This is a genomic window from Bradyrhizobium neotropicale, assembly GCF_001641695.1.
GTDB classification, from domain to species: Bacteria; Pseudomonadota; Alphaproteobacteria; order Rhizobiales; family Xanthobacteraceae; genus Bradyrhizobium; species Bradyrhizobium neotropicale.
Genome location: NZ_LSEF01000015.1, coordinates 1 through 16,770, shown reverse-complemented (window position 1 = coordinate 16,770; position 16,770 = coordinate 1). Strand labels below are relative to the sequence as shown.

At 64.5% G+C, this 16,770-nt stretch carries 14 protein-coding genes and 1 pseudogene; 11 read left to right on the top strand and 4 right to left on the bottom strand.

Annotated features, from left to right (window positions below; translation table 11 throughout):
- The first annotated feature begins 295 nt into the window (after window positions 1-295).
- Complete coding sequence (locus AXW67_RS02275) at window positions 296-3,607, top strand: adenylate/guanylate cyclase domain-containing protein (protein WP_063676295.1); 3,312 nt, start codon at window positions 296-298, stop codon at window positions 3,605-3,607.
- Between the two features lie 21 nt (window positions 3,608-3,628).
- The gene (locus tag AXW67_RS02270) at window positions 3,629-4,309 is read left to right on the top strand and encodes a peroxiredoxin-like family protein (RefSeq protein ID WP_063676294.1); all 681 of its coding nucleotides are present in this window, start codon (window positions 3,629-3,631) and stop codon (window positions 4,307-4,309) included.
- A 17-nt stretch (window positions 4,310-4,326) separates the two neighbouring features.
- On the opposite strand, the gene AXW67_RS02265 is transcribed toward AXW67_RS02270, so the two are convergent.
- A complete protein-coding gene (locus tag AXW67_RS02265) occupies window positions 4,327-5,166 on the bottom strand; it encodes a uroporphyrinogen-III synthase (protein WP_063676293.1) in 840 nt (279 codons plus the stop codon).
- Between the two features lie 140 nt (window positions 5,167-5,306).
- Between AXW67_RS02265 and purU the strand changes: the two genes are divergently transcribed.
- Complete coding sequence (purU, locus tag AXW67_RS02260) at window positions 5,307-6,170, top strand: formyltetrahydrofolate deformylase (RefSeq protein WP_027554730.1); 864 nt, start codon at window positions 5,307-5,309, stop codon at window positions 6,168-6,170.
- A gap of 72 nt (window positions 6,171-6,242) precedes the next feature.
- Here the strand turns inward: purU and AXW67_RS02255 are convergent, their stop codons facing one another.
- Window positions 6,243-6,527: a hypothetical protein gene (locus AXW67_RS02255; RefSeq protein ID WP_063676292.1), complete on the bottom strand. Its 285-nt coding sequence runs from the start codon at window positions 6,525-6,527 to the stop codon at window positions 6,243-6,245.
- A gap of 522 nt (window positions 6,528-7,049) precedes the next feature.
- On the opposite strand from AXW67_RS02255, the gene AXW67_RS02250 reads away from it, so the two are divergent.
- The 6 genes from AXW67_RS02250 to AXW67_RS02225 all read left to right on the top strand — a co-directional run bounded on the left by AXW67_RS02250 (window position 7,050) and on the right by AXW67_RS02225 (window position 13,150).
- Window positions 7,050-8,228 (top strand): ABC transporter substrate-binding protein, encoded by a 1,179-nt coding sequence (locus AXW67_RS02250; protein WP_063676290.1) that lies wholly within the window; start codon window positions 7,050-7,052, stop codon window positions 8,226-8,228.
- Window positions 8,229-8,476: 248 nt separating this feature from the next.
- Window positions 8,477-9,346 carry a branched-chain amino acid ABC transporter permease gene (locus AXW67_RS02245; protein ID WP_063676288.1) on the top strand — a complete coding sequence of 290 codons (870 nt, stop codon included), beginning with the start codon at window positions 8,477-8,479 and terminating at the stop codon, window positions 9,344-9,346.
- 8 nt (window positions 9,347-9,354) lie between these two features.
- Window positions 9,355-10,383, top strand: coding sequence for a branched-chain amino acid ABC transporter permease (locus tag AXW67_RS02240; RefSeq protein ID WP_027554734.1), 1,029 nt, complete (start codon window positions 9,355-9,357; stop codon window positions 10,381-10,383).
- Entirely contained in the window at window positions 10,380-11,135 is a 756-nt protein-coding gene (locus AXW67_RS02235) for an ABC transporter ATP-binding protein (protein WP_063676286.1), read from the top strand. The genes AXW67_RS02240 and AXW67_RS02235 overlap by 4 nt, the downstream gene beginning before the upstream one ends.
- Complete coding sequence (locus AXW67_RS02230) at window positions 11,128-11,844, top strand: ABC transporter ATP-binding protein (RefSeq protein WP_063676285.1); 717 nt, start codon at window positions 11,128-11,130, stop codon at window positions 11,842-11,844. The genes AXW67_RS02235 and AXW67_RS02230 overlap by 8 nt, the downstream gene beginning before the upstream one ends.
- A 187-nt stretch (window positions 11,845-12,031) precedes the next feature.
- The gene (locus AXW67_RS02225) at window positions 12,032-13,150 is read left to right on the top strand and encodes a cobalamin-independent methionine synthase II family protein (protein ID WP_063676283.1); all 1,119 of its coding nucleotides are present in this window, start codon (window positions 12,032-12,034) and stop codon (window positions 13,148-13,150) included.
- Between the two features lie 137 nt (window positions 13,151-13,287).
- Here AXW67_RS02225 and AXW67_RS02220 read toward each other — a convergent pair whose 3' ends face one another.
- Entirely contained in the window at window positions 13,288-13,569 is a 282-nt protein-coding gene (locus AXW67_RS02220) for a hypothetical protein (RefSeq protein WP_063676282.1), read from the bottom strand.
- A 141-nt stretch (window positions 13,570-13,710) separates the two neighbouring features.
- A complete protein-coding gene (locus AXW67_RS02215; RefSeq protein WP_063676280.1) occupies window positions 13,711-14,331 on the bottom strand; it encodes a caspase family protein in 621 nt (206 codons plus the stop codon).
- 175 nt (window positions 14,332-14,506) lie between these two features.
- On the opposite strand from AXW67_RS02215, the gene AXW67_RS02210 reads away from it, so the two are divergent.
- Both AXW67_RS02210 and metK read left to right on the top strand, forming a co-directional pair.
- Window positions 14,507-15,862, top strand: a complete 1,356-nt coding sequence (locus tag AXW67_RS02210) for a hypothetical protein (protein ID WP_027554740.1) — start codon at window positions 14,507-14,509, stop codon at window positions 15,860-15,862.
- Between the two features lie 61 nt (window positions 15,863-15,923).
- Window positions 15,924-16,770, top strand: a pseudogene (gene metK / locus AXW67_RS02205) (methionine adenosyltransferase); the annotation flags it as partial.

The window sequence follows — 16,770 nt, the reverse complement described above, 5'->3', positions numbered from 1 at the left end:
ATTTGTTATTTGTGCTTCTATTTCTCAGGGTAGCGGTGATGCTGCTTGTGTCAATTGACGCTATCGCATGCCAACATGTGCTGCCGCGCACGGGTCGGCGCGCTGCAACCACCCTTTCGATCCGCCAGTGTCCCGCGCATCGCCTGTTCAACCCGTTGCGGGGAGGAGCGGACCAACCGCCGCTTGCTCTTCCGGCGCGCCGAGCCCATTCTGGCCCGCAACCTGGACCCATTCGGTAGGGTCCAGCAGATCGCACCATCGCGGCTTCCGCGAGGTCTGGGCAGGGTCTTGGGCCATGACGTGCTCGGGTTGCGGTTCCGAGGTTCAGAGCGGCTTTGCCTTCTGCCCGAAGTGCGGCACGAAGCAGCCGAGCGCGTGCCCCGGCTGTGGCTTTCCCTGCGCACCGGATTTCGTTTACTGCCCGAAATGCGGCACGCTTGTCGGTGAGGCGCCCAAAGGCGGTGCGCAGGCGAGCCCGGCGACAATCCCGATCAGGTCGTCCTCGCCGCCGCTCGCGCTGACGGCCGAGGCTCAACACGCATTTCGACCGCAGCCGGACAAGATCGATAGCGAAGCAAACCGCCGCACCATCACCGTGCTGTTTGCCGACCTCAGCGGCTTCACCGCGATGAGCGAGCGGCTCGACCCTGAGGTGATGCAGACGCTTCAGAATCAATTGTTCGAAGAGCTGACGGCAGCGGTGCAAAGCTTTGGCGGCTTCGTGGACAAGTTCATCGGCGATGCGCTGCTTGCTCTGTTTGGTGCGCCGGCCGCGCACGAGGACGACCCGGAGCGGGCGGTCCGCGCTGCCCTCGACATGATCAGCCGGACGGCGCGCCTCAGCGAGCGCGCGAAGGTCTATGCCGGGTCACCGCTTTTGCTCCATGTCGGCATCAACACCGGACACGTCGTTGCGGGTGGGCTGGGCGTGGGTGTTGCCAAATCCTATTCGGTGACCGGCGACACGGTGAATACCGCGCAGCGACTGCAGTCGATGGCACCTCCGGGTGAGGTGCTGGTCGGGCCGTTGACCCACCGTCTGACGCGGCATGCGTTCGCCTATGACTCGCTTGGCGAGGTCTCGCTCAAGGGCAAGATGGGCAGCGTTCTGGTCCACCGTCTGAAGGGACCGCTCGAGAAGCCCCGTGCGGCACGAGGCCTCGACATGCTGGGGCTCGATGCGCCGCTGATCGGGCGCGATGCCGAGCTTGCGCGCGTGATCGGCAGCCTTGATCGCGCGTGCGGCGGGGCGGCTCAACTGGTGCGGCTGGTCGGCGAAGCGGGCATCGGGAAAACGCGCCTGGTCAACGAGTTCGTCGCCCGCATCCGCGATGAGGACCGCTTCGCGGGCGTGGCGATCAGGCGGGCGGTCTGCTCGCCGCTCGGCGAACAATCCTACGGCACACTCGCCGCAGTGCTGCGCAGCGCCTACGGCATCGCACAGAAGGCCGGCGCCGCAGAGGCCGAAGCGAAGGTTGCGCAAGCGCTGTCGGAGCTTGGCCTCGCCGCCGACGAGGCCGAGCGCCTGATGCCTCTCTATTTGCACGTCCTTGGCCTCGGCGACCCCGACGCCGTGCTCAGGCATGTCGAGCCGGAACAGCTCCGCCGGCAGATCTTTTTCGCGATCCGCACCGTCTTCGAACGCCGCCTGGCCTTGTCGCCGCTTCTGATCATCGTCGAGGATCTGCACTGGGCCGATGCGGTGTCTCTTGAGGCACTGCGATTCCTGATGGACCGGCTGGAGCGGACGCGGCTGATGCTGCTGTTTACGCATCGGCCGATGCTGGAGCTGGATCTGTTCGGTTCGAGCAGGATCAGCCACACGACCCTTCGGCTGCCCCCGCTTGGCGACGCGGATGGCCAAAGACTGCTCGCGGCGTATTTCAGTCACGGTTGGCGCGAGGCGCCGGGACATTTATTCAACCGAATCCTCGAGCGCGCGAGCGGCAATCCGCTCTTCATCGAGGAGATCATACGCGGCCTCATCGAAGCCGGCGCCCTGGAGCGCGATGGCGCGCTGTGGCGGATGAAGTCGGATGAAGCCGCCGCCGATATTCCGGCAAGCATTCAGGCGTTGTTGCTGGCGCGTCTGGACCGGTTGCCGCATGAGGTGCGTCGCTTGGCCCAGGAGGCTGCGGTGATCGGTCCGCGCTTCGATGCGGCTATTCTCGGTGCGACGGCAACCGAGCGGGCGAGGGTCGAAGCTGGGCTCGAACTTCTATGCGATGCGGAGATCATTGAGGAGGTCGCGGGCTCGAACTCGATTTCCTTACGGACCTACCGCTTCACGCAAACCATGCTTCAGGACGTGATCTATCAAAACCTGCTTTTGCAGCGCAGGATCGAGCTCCATGGGCGGATTGGCGCCGCTCTGGAACGGCTCTATGGCAGCGAGCCCGAGCGCCTCGAAGATCTCGTCATGCTCGGACATCACTTCAGTTTCAGCGCAAGCAAGTCGAAGGGTGCGCGCTATCTGCGCGCGGCCGGTGATCGCGCACGCGCGAGCTATGCCAATGACGATGCCCTCCGTTTCTACCAGCAGTCGCTCTCCGTGCTGTCGACCGGCGGCGAACGGGTGCCGGAACGCCTGATCCTGCACGAGCGCATCGCGGACCTCTGTCGCGTGGCTGGCCGCCGCAGCATCGCCGAGGAGCATTACCAGAGCGCGCTGGAAGGGCACCGCACGGCAGACGATCGAATCGGCGAAGCGCGAATTCTTCGCAAGCTCGGCCGTTTGTTGTGGGACGCCGGCAAACGCATCAAGGCAGAGGCGCACTATGCCGAGGCGGCCGAACGGCTCGGCGAGGCCGACGCGCCGATCGAATGGGCGCACCTCCAGCAAGAGCGAGGCCGTCTCGCCTTTCGCCTGGGCGACCACGTCGCCGCCGCGAGATGGGCAGATGAGGCGCTCGGTTACGCGCAGTCCGTGCCGGCGGACGCGGACCAGCAAACGGGGCTCGAGGCGGCGCGCGCCATTGCGGAGGCGCTCAACACCAAGGGGGCTGCGCTGGCGCGACTTGGGCGGCATCAGGAGGCGGTGCGCGAGGTGGAGCAAAGTGTCGCGGCAGCCGAAGCCGCCAGCCTCCTCAACGTAGCGTGTCGCGGTTACACCAACCTTGGCGTGCTCTACACGATCATCGACCCGGCGCAGGCCATCGACGTTTGCCGGCGCGGCCTCGATGTCGCGCATCGCATCGGCGATCTCGGGTTCCAGGCGCGTCTCCTTGCTAATTTTGCCGTCGCCTGTTGCACCTTCACGGACAGATGTACCGAGGAGGGGGTGCCGGCCGCCGAAAAGGCGATCGAGATCGACCGTGCGCTCGATCAGCGCGAGCATCTCCCGGTGCCCCTGATCGTGCTCGGGCAGATCCATCAATGCCACTTCCGTCCCGACCTCGCCGCGCGCTGCTACAACGAGGCCATCGAGGTGGCGAGCGAGACCGGCGAGCCGCAGCAGCTCTTTCCGTGCTATGATGGTCTTGCGACACTGAACCTTGATCGAGGCGACATGCCCGAGGCCGAGCGGTATTTCGCGCTGGCCCATGATGTCTGCGCCCGGCACGGGCTCGATCCCGCAGGGCTGATCGTACTGCCGTTTCTTGACTAGCCAATGGGAGGGAGTTCAACCATGTCAGACCGTCATGCCGATGGACCGCTTCAGCCGGGCGATCGCGCACCGAACGTCGTGCTGGACGCCATCACACGCGAAGGAAAGATCGCGCTCGATGATTATCGCGGGCATAGTCCGATACTGGTCGGCCTGTTTCGTGGCCTGCACTGCCCGTTCTGCCGGCGCCACATTGCGGCGCAGGCGCAGCTTGACGGCGCGCTGCGCGGGAAGGGCATCGAAAGTCTCACGATCGTCAATACGCCGATCGACCGGGCCAGGCTCTATTTCCGCTATCATCCCTTGCCCAACCTGCTCGCCGCGTCCGACCCCGACCGGGTCTCGCATCGCGCGTTCGGCCTGCCCAACATCGAATTCACGGAGAACGAGACCGAGTGGCCGCGCAAGGTGGGCATGAACGTGGTCATGAGCATGCAAGTCGATATGCCGGGCGAACTGCCAAGTCCGATGAACCGGCCGGCGGCCGCTGAGTACCTCAACAACAAGGACGGTTACGAGATGACCGAAGCCGATCAGCGCATGGCGGCAACCGGCACCGGCCAGCTGTTCGGCCAGTTCCTGCTCGATCGGGAAGGGATCGTGCGCTGGACGTTTACCGAGGTTCCTGACGGCGGCCAGCGCATGTTCGGCGCGCCGAGCCCACAGGAGCTGATGTCGGCCGCCGCGCAGGTGGCAGGCTAGGCCTCGGCGCCCGGTGATTAACCCGCCACCTTCGGCCGCTTCTCGGCGAGCGCCGCCGCCATCGCCGAGATCAGCGGGCGCATGAAATAGTGGTCTTCCACTGGCGCGACGTCGGTGCGCAACCCGTGCGCGGCGAGCTCGCCGGAGACTGCTGGCCCCACCGATGCGATCAGCGTTCGCTCGAATCCTGCGCGCAAGCGCGCCTCGCTGCCATGAGCCTTCGCGGTTTCGATCAGGCGGCGGACCTGGCCGAGATTGGTCAGCGCGATCGAATCGATCCGCCCTTCCGCCATGGCATCGATCGCCGCCACGATGTTGGCGTCGGCCGCTTTGGGATCGTAGACATAGGGCAGCACGGCATCGACCTCGGCGCCTTGCGCCGTAAGCGCGCCGGTCAGCGCGCTGTGGTCCTTGTCGGGATAGAGCTGCAGGCCGAGGCGATGCCCCTTCAGGTCAATCTTCGCCAGCATCTCGATCACGCCCTCGGTGGTCGGCTTCTCCGTGGTCTGCTGGGCGTCGAGAGCGACCTCGCGCAGCGCCTTGCCGGGTTTCGGCCCGCGGCTGAATTTTCGCGATCTGGCGAGGGACGCGACCAGGGCGTGGTCGAGCCCGCGCGCGGCCGCGAGCTTCATGATCCGCCGCAGACCTTCGCCGGTCATCAGCACGAGGTCGTCGAACGGCTTGTCGATCGCGCGGCGGATCCAGGCCTCAACGGGGGCCGGGTCGGGCGCATCGTGAATGGCGAACATCGGGCACTGCACGACCTCGGCGCCTTGTTCGGCCAAAAGCTTCGCGAACTGCGCCTCCTCGCGCGCTTCCAGGATCAGGATGCGGTAGCCGTTCAGGCGGTCGGCCATGGGTGTGCTCCGGTCGAAAATCGCAATCGTACGTTCATCCTGACTCCGCGTGCGGGATTGGCGCAAGGGCGGGGTCGGTGATAGAGCAGGGCGCAAATCGCGGGTGTTCCGCAGTCTTGCCCAAACCTTCATCAAGGCCCATGCCCGACCATCAATATATTCTGACACTCTCCTGTCCGGATCGTCCCGGCATCGTCTCGGCGGTGTCGACTTTCCTGGCCCATAACGGACAGAACATTCTCGACGCCCAGCAGTTCGACGACACCGAGACCAACAAATTCTTCATGCGCGTGGTGTTCACCGCGGCCGATCTCGCCGTGGAACTGTCGGCACTGCAGACCGGCTTTGCCGCGATCGCTGAGCGTTTCGGCATGGAGTGGCAGATGCGCGACCGCGCCGCGCATCGCAAGGTGATGCTGCTGGTGTCGAAGTCCGACCACTGCCTGGTCGACATCCTCTATCGCTGGCGCACCGGCGAGTTGCCGATGATCCCGACCGCGATCGTCTCCAACCATCCGCGCGAGGTCTATGCCGGGCTCGATTTCGGCGAGATCCCGTTCCACCATCTGCCGATCACCAGGGAGACCAAGCGCGAGCAGGAGGGACAGATCCTCGATCTCGTCGCCAAGACCGGGACCGATCTGGTGGTGCTCGCGCGTTACATGCAGATCCTGTCGGATGATCTCTCGGCAAAACTTTCCGGCCGCTGCATCAACATCCACCACTCGTTCCTGCCGGGCTTCAAGGGCGCAAAGCCCTATCACCAGGCGCATGAGCGCGGCGTGAAGCTGATCGGCGCGACCGCGCATTACGTCACGCGCGATCTCGATGAGGGTCCGATCATCGACCAGGATGTCGAACGCATCAGCCATCGCGATACGCCCGAAGATCTCGTCCGCAAGGGCCGCGACATCGAGCGCCGCGTGCTCGCGCGCGCGATCCGCTATCACCTGCAGGATCGCGTCATCCTCAACGGCCGCAAGACCGTGGTGTTCGTGGACTAGGGGATGTCATTCCGGGGCGAAGCGTCAGCCGTCGAACCCGGAATGATTGCAGATTGGTGGAGCGCTTTGCGCCTAGCGCGCAGTGGCACTTGCATTCGAGCCCATGGCGCCCTTCTGCGCCTGCTCTTCCTTTTCGCGGTCGGCCGCCGGCATCAGCCGCTTGCGCTCGCGCTCCTTCATGTAGGCGTCGTATTGCGGCGTACCCGGCCGCGGCGGGGCATCCGCCGGCAGTCCGCCGGCCCATTGCGGAATGTATTCGCCCACCCCGGCCGAGAGCTTCTCGTTGACCGTGCCGCAGCCGGACAGCCCCGCGGCGAGCGCGAGGAGGATGAGGGGGGAACGGAAACGTTTCGGCATTGTAAGTGGCACAGGAAATCGGAACGAGTTAGCCGGAGGCCAGGCTGGAGCCGGCGCCGGGAGACTAGCCATCAACAAGGTAAAATAGACTTATTCGAGGTAGGTAACTTGTTACCAGGCCGGGGCCGGCGGGAGACGCCCGGATGTACAAATTCTGCAAAGGGAAGACGAAATCCTCCATCCACGCCGCTCGTCACATTCTTAGACTGCCGCGACAGTCTCGCGACAAAGTGGCTTGATTTGGCGATGGGGGTTTTTCGTTGACAAGTCCATTTTATTTGTACAACCGTACAAATAAGTCCGGGCGCTCGGGTTAACCCGATGTAACCTCGGCGTCGCTCCTCGCTGTCGGGATCGGAACGCGCGGCTTGCGCCGAATGGTCGCCAAACGTCCGATTGACAATGGGGGCGCGAAAGACGCCATGTGACGCGCGACATCACCGCGCGCGAGCTAGAGTGAGGCAAGGACCGGGCACTCGGTCCGGCGCACAAGAGATCAGGAATGAAGGGGAGGGACATCTGATGTTCGATCGCAAACAGTTTTCTCGGGTCGCAGCAGCGGCCGCCATCGCGGGCCTTGCGGCCGTCGCGCCCGCCAAGGCGGCCGATAGCGTCAAGGTCGGCCTGATCCTGCCGATGACCGGCGGCCAGGCCTCGACCGGCAAGCAGATCGAGAACGCGATCAAGCTCTACATGCAGCAGAACGGCGACACCGTCGCCGGCAAGAAGGTCGAGATCATCGTCAAGGACGACGCCGCGATTCCCGACAAGACCAAGACGGCCGCGCAGGAGCTGATCGTCAACGACAAGGTCAATTTCATCGCCGGTTTCGGCGTGACGCCGGCGGCGCTCGCTGCTGCGCCGCTCGCGACGCAAGCCAAGATCCCGGAAGTCGTGATGGCGGCCGGCACCTCCATCATCACCGAGCGCTCGCCCTACATCGTGCGCACCAGCTTTACCCTGGCGCAGTCCTCGACGATCATCGGCGATTGGGCGGTGAAGAACGGCATCAAGAAGGTCGCGACGCTGACCTCGGACTACGCGCCGGGCAATGACGCGCTCAACTTCTTCAAGGAGCACTTCACCGCCGGCGGCGGCGAGGTGGTCGAAGAGGTCAAGACGCCGCTCGCCAACCCCGACTTCGCGCCGTTCCTGCAGCGCATGAAGGACGCCAAGCCCGACGCGATCTTCGTGTTCGTTCCGGCGGGACAGGGCGGCAACTTCATGAAGCAATACGCCGAGCGCGGCCTCGACAAGGCCGGCATCAAGGTGATCGGGCCGGGCGACGTCACCGACGACGATCTCCTCAACAACATGGGCGATGCCGTGCTCGGCACGGTCACCGCGCACCTCTATTCCGCGGCCCATCCCTCGCAAATGAACAAGGACTTCGTCGCCGCCTACAAGAAGGCTTTCGGCAACCGTCCCGGCTTCATGGCGGTGAGCGGCTATGACGGCATCCACCTGATCTACGAGGCGCTGAAGAAGACGGGTGGCGATACCGACGGCACCAAGCTGATCGAGGCGATGAAGGGTCAGAAGTGGGAGAGCCCGCGCGGCCCGATCTCGATCGACCCGGAGACTCGCGACATCGTGCAGAACATCTACATCCGCAAGGTCGAGAAGGTCGACGGCGAGCTCTACAACGTCGAGTTCGCGACCTTCGAAGCCGTCAAGGATCTCGGCAAGACCAAGAAATAAGGACGTGTTGTTTGCGTAGCGCGCCGCAAACTCGCTGCACCTCTCTCTCGCTTGCGGGAGAGCGTAGGCGGCGGCCGTCCTTCAAGAGACGCCGAGGCGAAGCCTCGGCAATCGCAAAGCGCCGGGTGAGGGCTCTCTCCTCATTGGGAGTTTCTCTGTGGAGACACCCTCACCCCGACCCTCTCCCGCAAGCGGGAGAGGGCGCACAGCGCACCCTCGGCCACACCTGAGATGATTTTCGACGCACGATGACCGCAATCCTCACCAACCTGTTCGATGGCGTTGCCTACGGGATGCTGCTGTTCGTGCTCGCCTGCGGGCTCGCGGTCACGCTCGGCCTGATGAACTTCGTCAATCTCGCCCACGGCGCCTTCGCCATGGCTGGCGGCTATGTCTGCATGGTGCTGGTCAACCGGCTGGGCTGGCCGTTCTTCGCGGCGCTGCCGCTCGCCTTCGTCTCCGCCGCAGCGATCGGCATTGTGCTGGAGCGCACGCTCTATCGCCACCTCTACACGCGCAGCCATCTCGACCAGGTGCTCTTCACCATCGGTCTCACTTTCATGTCGGTCGCCGCCGTCGACTACATCCAGGGATCGTCGCGGGTCTTCATCAACCTGCCTGCCGCACTGCAGGGCCAGTTCGACGTGTTCGGCGTCGGCATCGGCCGCTACCGGCTGATGATCGTCGTGATCTGCGGCCTGCTGACCATCGCGCTGCAAATGGTGCTGGCCAAGACGCGCTTCGGCAGCCGTTTGCGCGCCGCGGTCGACGACCCGCGCGCGGCGAGCGGCCTCGGTATCAACGTGCCGCAGGTGTTCGCCTTCACCTTTGCATTCGGTTGCGGGCTCGCCGGCCTCGGCGGCGCGCTCAGCGCCGAGATCCTCGGCCTCGATCCGTATTTCCCGCTGAAGTTCATGATCTACTTCCTGATCGTGGTCACCGTCGGCGGCTCCTCCTCGATCACCGGCCCGTTCCTGGCCTCGCTCCTGCTCGGCATCGGCGACGTCGCCGGCAAATACTACGTGCCGAAGATGGGCCCCTTCGTGATCTACACCATGATGATCGTGATCCTGATCTGGCGTCCGAACGGCCTGTTCGGCCGCACGGCCGCGCGTTGAGTTCGCCGATGAGCGCTTCTTCCGACGTCGGTTACCACGCCCAGCGCCAGGCGCGCTGGCACTATGGCGAAGTCGCCTTCTGGCTCATCGTGCTGGGCTGCGGCTTCCTGTTTCCCACGCGCTATCTGATCATGACCGACATCCTGCGCCTGGCGCTGTTTGCGATGTCGCTCGACCTCATCCTCGGCTATGCCGGCATCGTCTCGCTCGGCCACGCTGCGTTCTTCGGCGTCGGCGCCTATGCCGCGGGGCTTCTTGCGCTTCACGGGATCATCAACGAGCCCGTGCTGGCGCTGATCGTCGCAGGCCTTGCCGCGATGGTGCTCGGCTTTGCCACGAGCTTCCTCGTCATCCGCGGCGTCGACCTGACCCGGCTGATGGTGACGCTCGGCATCGCGCTGCTGCTCGAAGCGCTCGCCGAACGCTTCTCCAACATCACCGGCGGCACCGACGGCCTCCAGGGCATCGAGATGCAGCCGATCTTCGGCCAGATCCCGTTCGACATGTTCGGCAAGGCCGGCTTCTTCTATTCGCTCGCCGTGCTGTTCCTGTTGTTCCTGCTCGCCCGCCGCGTCGTGCATTCGCCGTTCGGCCTGTCGCTGCGCGCGATCAAGAACAATCCGCTGCGTGCCGCCGCCATCGGCATTCCCGTCAACCGCCGCCTGATCGCGATCTACACGCTTGCCGCCTTCTATGCCGGCATTGCGGGCGCGCTGTTCACCCAGACCACCGCGATCGCTTCGCTGGACGTGTTCGCGTTCGAGCGCTCCGCCGACCTGATGCTGGTGTTGGTCATCGGCGGCACCGGCTATCTCTATGGCGGGCTGATCGGCGCGGTGGTGTTCCGCATGCTGCAGGAATGGTTCTCGACCATCACCCCGCAATACTGGCAGTTCTGGATCGGGCTGGTGCTGGTCGTGATCGTGCTGGTCGGCCGCCAGCGTTTGCACCGCTGGGTGCTGTTCGTGCCGAACCTGATCATCAAGCAGGTGGCCGGGCGCAAGGCCGTCGTCGCCGTGCCGGAGAGCGACGCATGACCATCGCGCTCGAAACCCAAAACCTCGAAAAGACCTTCGGCGGCCTGCGGGTTACCCGCGACCTGTCGCTCAGGATCGAGCAGGGCGCCCGTCACGCGCTGATCGGCCCGAACGGTGCTGGCAAGACCACCGTCATCAACCAGCTCACCGGCGTGCTCAAGCCGAATTCCGGGCGCATCCTGCTCGAAGGCCAGGACATCACCGATCTGCCCGTGCACAAGCGCGTGCTGCGCGGCCTGTCGCGCACCTTCCAGATCAACCAGCTCTATCCCGACCTGACGCCGCTCGAGACCATCGGTCTCGCGGTCTCCGAGCGTCTCGGCCATGGCGGCGATTGGTGGCGGCGGATGGGCACGCGCGGGCACGTCAACGGCGAGATCGCCGATCTTCTGACGCGCTTCCACCTGCTCGACGTCATGAACGAAGAGACCGTAACCCTGCCATACGGCAAGCAGCGCCTGCTCGAGATCGCGGTCGCGATCGCCGCCAAGCCGCGCGTGCTGTTGCTCGATGAGCCCGCCGCCGGTGTGCCCGAGAGCGAGCGCCACGACATCCTGGCCGTCGTCGGCGCGCTGCCGCGCGACGTCACGGTGCTGCTCATCGAGCACGACATGGACCTCGTCTTCTCCTTCGCCGACCGCATCTCTGTGCTGGTCTCCGGCGCGCTGCTTACCGAAGGCCCGCCCGAGCAGGTCGCGCGCGACCCGCAGGTCAAAGCCGTCTATCTCGGCGAGGAGGCGGTCAATGTCTGACCTGCTCGCAATCGACTCGCTTCGCGCCGGCTATGGCGAGGCGGTGGTGCTGCCCAACATGTCCCTGCGCCTTTCGGAGGGGCAGGTGCTGGCGCTGCTCGGGCGGAACGGCACCGGCAAGACGACGCTGATCAACTCCATCGTCGGCGTCACCCGCCGCTTTTCGGGCAGCGTCGCGCTCGACGGCACCGACGTCACGGCTTTGCGGCCCGACCAGCGGGCGCGCGCCGGCATCGGCTGGGTGCCGCAGGAGCGCAACATCTTCCGCTCGCTGACGGTGGAGGAGAACATGACCGCGGTGGCGCAGCCCGGTCTCTGGACGGTCGAGAAGGTCTACGAGATGTTCCCGCGGCTGAAGGAGCGGCGGAGCAACTTTGGCAACCAGCTCTCCGGCGGAGAGCAGCAGATGCTGGCGATCGGTCGCGCACTCACCCTCAATCCGAAGGTCCTGCTGCTGGACGAGCCGACCGAGGGCCTTGCCCCCATCATCGTCGAGGAGCTGTTGAAGGCGATCGGGACCATCACCCGGGCGGGCGGCATCTGCTCGATCATCGTCGAGCAGAATGCCCAAAAGATTCTGAGGCTTGCCGACCGCGTTGTGATACTGGAACGCGGAACGATCGTCCACGACGCCCCGAGCGCCGCCCTGAAGGCCGACCCCTCGGTCCTCGAGCGCCATCTCGGCGTCGCCGGGGCGGCCGCCCACTGAACTTCGCCTCTCCCCGCTTGCGGGAAGAGGCTGGATCGCATCGTCAGATGCGATCCGGGTGAGGGGGACTCTCCGCGAGTCTAGCTGTTACCGCCCCCGCGGAGACTCCCCCTCACCCCAACCCTCTCCCCGCAAGTGGGGAGAGGGAGTACAACCTGCGCCGACTGAAATTTCGGGAGAAACAAGAATGCAACGAACCAAAGCCCCGTTCCGCGCCGACGAGGTCGGCAGCCTTTTGCGCCCGGCCAAGATCAAGGAAGCCCGCGCGAAGCTCGAGAAGGGCGAGATCTCGGCCGATGATTTGCGCAAGATCGAGGACATGGAGATCGAGAAGGTCGTGCACAAGCAGGCCTCGGTCGGCCTGAAGCTTGCGACCGACGGCGAATTCCGCCGCTCCTGGTGGCATTTCGACTTCCTGGCGAAGCTCACCGGCTGCGAAATGTTCCACCCCGAAACGGGCATCCAGTTCGCGGGTGTCGAGACGCGGCATGACGCGGTGCGGGTGATCGGCAAGCTCGACTTCCCCGACAACCATCCGATGCTGGACCACTTCCGCTTCCTGAAGAAGTACGCCGACCAGGCCCACGTCACTGCCAAGATGACGATTCCCTCGCCGGCGGTGCTGCACTTCCGCGGCGGTCGCAAGGCGATCTCCAAGGACGTCTATCCCGATCTCGACGCCTTCTACGAAGACCTCGGCAAGACCTATCGGAAAGCCGTCAAGGCGTTCTACGATGCCGGCTGCCGCTATCTGCAGTTCGACGACACGGTCTGGGCCTATCTCTGCTCGCAGGACGAGCTGAAGAAGGCGCGCGAGCGCGGCGACAATCCCGATGGCCTGCAGCAGATCTATTCGCGCATCATCAACTACGCGCTGGCCGAGAAGCCTGCCGACATGGTGATCTCGACCCATGTCTGCCGCGGCAATTTCCGCTCGACCTGGATCTCCTCGGGCGGCTACGAGCCGGTCGCCGAGACCCTGCTCGCGGGCACCAATTACGACGGCTACTTCCTGGAATATGATTCCGACCGCGCCGGCGGCTTCGAGCCGCTGCGCTTCCTGCCCAAGGGCAACAAGGTCGTCGTGGTCGGCGTCATCACCTCGAAGTTCGGCGAGCTCGAGAAGAAGGACGACATCAAGCGCCGCCTCGAGGAGGCCGCCAAGTTCGCGCCGCTGGAGCAGCTCGCGCTATCCCCGCAATGCGGCTTCGCCTCGACCGAGGAAGGCAATATCCTCTCCGAGGAGGAGCAGTGGGCCAAGCTCAGCCTCGCCGTCGAGATCGCCAAGGAAGTGTGGGGCAACTAGGCTCCCTCAGGCAGCGCAGATAACGTCATGGCCGGGCTTGTCCCGGCCATGTGCATTTTGAGGCGATGACACGCACGACGGCGTGCTCCGCTGAGCGCCCGGACATCCCGGTGTTTGACGTTCGCCGGTCGCCCAACCTATTTGCTGGATTTGCTCGGCTTGAAGGTGTCGAAATTGCCGTCGCTGCGCCCGGTCTGTTTCGCCTGTGACACCGAAACGCCGTCGCGGCACGCAATGTACTGGGCAACCTGAGCATTGGTGCCGGCGCGCCTGGCGACCCACATGTCATGGGTGAACCCCGCCTTGGCCATGCAGTCGAGCGCATGCGGGGTCGAATTCTTGCTTTGCGCATGAGCGGGGGCGCCCGATATCGTGGTGCTCATGACAATGGCGGCGAAACCGCCGAGCAGCTTCTTCATTGATTTCCTCTCAAAGGGCGCGATTTGAAATGAGTATGGTTGCGCCATGCGTGACAACCTACGGGCGACTCGGCTCTGTATCAAGCAATCCGAGCCCGCAAGAGTGACTGTCCGCGTTCGGCGTCCTGCGCGCACGCGCCGTCACTTCTCCGCCAGATAAACCTCGCCCAGCAGCGACGAGTTCGACCACGGCACCTGCTTGTTCTTCGTGCTCGACACCACTTCCGCCCGCACGCGCGTCAGCATCTGCTGCACCTCGAGGCCTGGCGTGCCGATATGGCGAGAGAGGGCGGCAGAGAACGGCGAGTTGGCGCCTTCGCCGTCGAGCGCGACCTGGCCCGGCGCTGTGGCGAACGCGATCAACGTGATGGTGGCGCTCGGCGGACCCAGCTTCAGCGCATCGTCGAAATCGGCGATCGCGATGTCGTACTCGCCCCTGTCGTAATAGGCAGAGCCACGCAGATTGTAGGCGGCCTGGCTCGGCTGCAGCCGGGTCGCTTCGCTCGCATCCGCGATCACCTTGGTGTAGTCGCCTTTCTTGTTCCAGCCTACGGCGCGCCAGAAATAGAAATAGATGGTCGCGAGCTGCCCGTCCCCGAAAACCTTCAGCGCGACGATCTTGTTGCAGGCGTCGATCATCTGGTCCGGCGGCGTGGTGTCGGTGGTGCAGAGCGGCCCGAGTTGATTGCGCGCCTGCGCCAAGGCAGGCGCCGACCACAGCGCAGCGGTGAGCAGGCAGAGCGCGACGAGCAGGCGGCGCATGGTGATGGTCCTGTAGGAGGAGGAGCGCTTGTTTGTTGCCCGGCGGTGCGCCGCGGTTCATCGCTCCCGTTATCCCGGATATGGCAGAGCGAGGTGCCTCGGTCGGGTATTCCATCAGTGGGCAGATTTTGCTAGGAGACAGGACCCAATCCTTCTGCCCACTCTCGTCCCACCGATGAAGAACGACGAAATCCTGAGCCAAATCACCGAGTTCTGCCGCAAGGCGGACATGGCGGAATCGACGTTTGGCCGGCGCGCGGTGAACGATGGGAAGCTCGTGCAGCGCCTGCGCGAGGGCAAGCGCATCACCATCGACACGCTGGAGCGGATCCAGGCCTATATGGCCGCGTCGATGACCGGCGGCATGCCGCCGCCGCGGGGACTTCAGGTGCCCCCGGAGAAGCGCGATCCGCGCGGTAATTTCCGTTTCTTCGAGAACCGGCAGAAATACCTGCTGTTCGTCCACACCTGCAGCGAGAAGCGGGTCATCGCCGACCGCGTGGCGCTGGAGCTTGCCACCATCCATCCGCGCCCACCGGCACTAAGGGTGTTCGACGCGGGCGTCGGCGACGGCACGGTGCTGGCGCGGGTGCTGCGCGCAACGCACCAGCGCTTTCCACACATGCCGTTCTACGTCGCCGGCAAGGAGCTCAGTCTCGAGGATCTGCGCCTGACGCTGGAGAAGGTGCCGGATCGCATTTTCGAGCACCCTGCGTCGGTGTTCGTCTTTACCAACATGTTCTATTCGGAGGCGCCCTGGCTCACGCCGGCATCGCCTGCAGCGGCGGCTGCCACCGTTTGGCACGAAGTCCCGCTACGGGGCGCTTCGTCGGGAGAGTTCGAGACGCAGATCGCCGAGCTGAGGCCGTTCCTGGAGCAGAACTGGCGCGCCGCGATCAGCCCACGCACGGCCATGCCACTTTACGAGCGGCCCGTCGTCCTCGTGCTCTATCGCGAGGACCACCGATTCCTCCTGGATTCGACCATTCCGCGGCCGGGCCAGACCGAGGCCAATTTCGACCTCGTCATTGCATCCCAGCCCTATCGCGCCCTGTCCTCGGTCAATTTCCGGGCAAAGCGGATTATTGCGCCCCTGGCGCGGGCCTTGCGGCCAGGGGGGCGCCTGATAGGGATTCACTCACATGGTCACGATCCCGGCATGGAAATGATCCAGGCGATCTGGCCCGGAGAAAATCCTTTCGCGGTGAGCCGTCATGAGCTATTGCGCGCAGTCAGGTATGAGCTGGGATCGTTGGGCCGCGACTTAAATTTCAACGCTTATGCTGATAACCGCTCGATCTTCAGGTATGATATGGAAGCTCTGCCCAACGAGGTAACGGGTACCATCGGAACCTCGACGGCCTTTGCAGCGTGGAATGCGGCGGTGTATGTCGCTCAGATCGAGGACGACCGATTGACAGAAATGACTCAAAACGGCCGCACTCTGGATGCCGCCAGGGACGTGCTGCGAAAGTACAACGGGCTCTGGTTTCTCGACGAGTCCTACGTCATCTCGCGACGGCGTGATTGACACAATCCAAAGGTAAACATCGCAAACGACCGCCGAGCAGAGGCGGAACAAGGGGTTACTGATGCGCGCGTCCTATCTCTTCACCAGCGAGTCCGTGTCTGAAGGCCATCCGGACAAGGTCTGTGACCGGATTTCCGATGAGATCGTCGACCTGTTCTACCGCGAGGGGCCGAAAGCCGGCATCGATCCCTGGGCTATCCGCGCGGCCTGCGAGACGCTCGCGACCACCAACAAGGTGGTGATCGCCGGCGAGACCCGCGGTCCGAAGTCGGTCACCAATGATCAGATCGAGAGCGTCGTGCGCGGCGCGATCAAGGACATCGGCTACGAGCAGGAAGGCTTCCACTGGAAGACCTGCGACATCGAGATCCTCCTGCATCTGCAGTCGGCCGACATCGCCCAGGGCGTCGATGCGCCGCAGCCGGGTGAGGTCAAGGAAGAGGGCGCCGGCGACCAGGGCATCATGTTCGGCTACGCCACCAACGAGACGCCCGACCTGATGCCGGCGCCGATTTTCTATGCCCACAAGATCCTGCGCCTCATCTCCGAAGCGCGCCACTCCGGCCGCGAGAAGGTGCTGGGCCCGGACTCCAAGAGCCAGGTCACCGTGCAGTACGAGAACGGCAAACCGGTCGGCGTACGCGAGATCGTGGTCTCGCACCAGCATCTGGTTCCGGACCTCACCTCCAGCCAGGTCCGCGACATCGTCGAGCCCTATGTGCGCGAGGCGTGCCGAAGGACTGGATCAACGGCAAGACCATCTGGCACATCAACCCGACCGGCAAGTTCTACATCGGCGGTCCCGACGGCGACTCCGGCCTGACCGGCCGCAAGATCATCGTCGACACCTATGGCGGCGCGGCCCCGCATGGCGGCGGCGCGTTCTCCGGCAAGGATCCGACCAAGGT

Coding starts and splice junctions, on each gene's coding strand:
- AXW67_RS02275 (WP_063676295.1), top strand. CDS start 296: ATGACGTGCTCGGGTTGCGGTTCCGAGGTTCAGAGCGGCTTTGCCTTC.
- AXW67_RS02270 (WP_063676294.1), top strand. CDS start 3,629: ATGTCAGACCGTCATGCCGATGGACCGCTTCAGCCGGGCGATCGCGCA.
- AXW67_RS02265 (WP_063676293.1), bottom strand. CDS start 5,166: ATGGCCGACCGCCTGAACGGCTACCGCATCCTGATCCTGGAAGCGCGC.
- purU (WP_027554730.1), top strand. CDS start 5,307: ATGCCCGACCATCAATATATTCTGACACTCTCCTGTCCGGATCGTCCC.
- AXW67_RS02255 (WP_063676292.1), bottom strand. CDS start 6,527: ATGCCGAAACGTTTCCGTTCCCCCCTCATCCTCCTCGCGCTCGCCGCG.
- AXW67_RS02250 (WP_063676290.1), top strand. CDS start 7,050: ATGTTCGATCGCAAACAGTTTTCTCGGGTCGCAGCAGCGGCCGCCATC.
- AXW67_RS02245 (WP_063676288.1), top strand. CDS start 8,477: ATGACCGCAATCCTCACCAACCTGTTCGATGGCGTTGCCTACGGGATG.
- AXW67_RS02240 (WP_027554734.1), top strand. CDS start 9,355: ATGAGCGCTTCTTCCGACGTCGGTTACCACGCCCAGCGCCAGGCGCGC.
- AXW67_RS02235 (WP_063676286.1), top strand. CDS start 10,380: ATGACCATCGCGCTCGAAACCCAAAACCTCGAAAAGACCTTCGGCGGC.
- AXW67_RS02230 (WP_063676285.1), top strand. CDS start 11,128: ATGTCTGACCTGCTCGCAATCGACTCGCTTCGCGCCGGCTATGGCGAG.
- AXW67_RS02225 (WP_063676283.1), top strand. CDS start 12,032: ATGCAACGAACCAAAGCCCCGTTCCGCGCCGACGAGGTCGGCAGCCTT.
- AXW67_RS02220 (WP_063676282.1), bottom strand. CDS start 13,569: ATGAAGAAGCTGCTCGGCGGTTTCGCCGCCATTGTCATGAGCACCACG.
- AXW67_RS02215 (WP_063676280.1), bottom strand. CDS start 14,331: ATGCGCCGCCTGCTCGTCGCGCTCTGCCTGCTCACCGCTGCGCTGTGG.
- AXW67_RS02210 (WP_027554740.1), top strand. CDS start 14,507: ATGAAGAACGACGAAATCCTGAGCCAAATCACCGAGTTCTGCCGCAAG.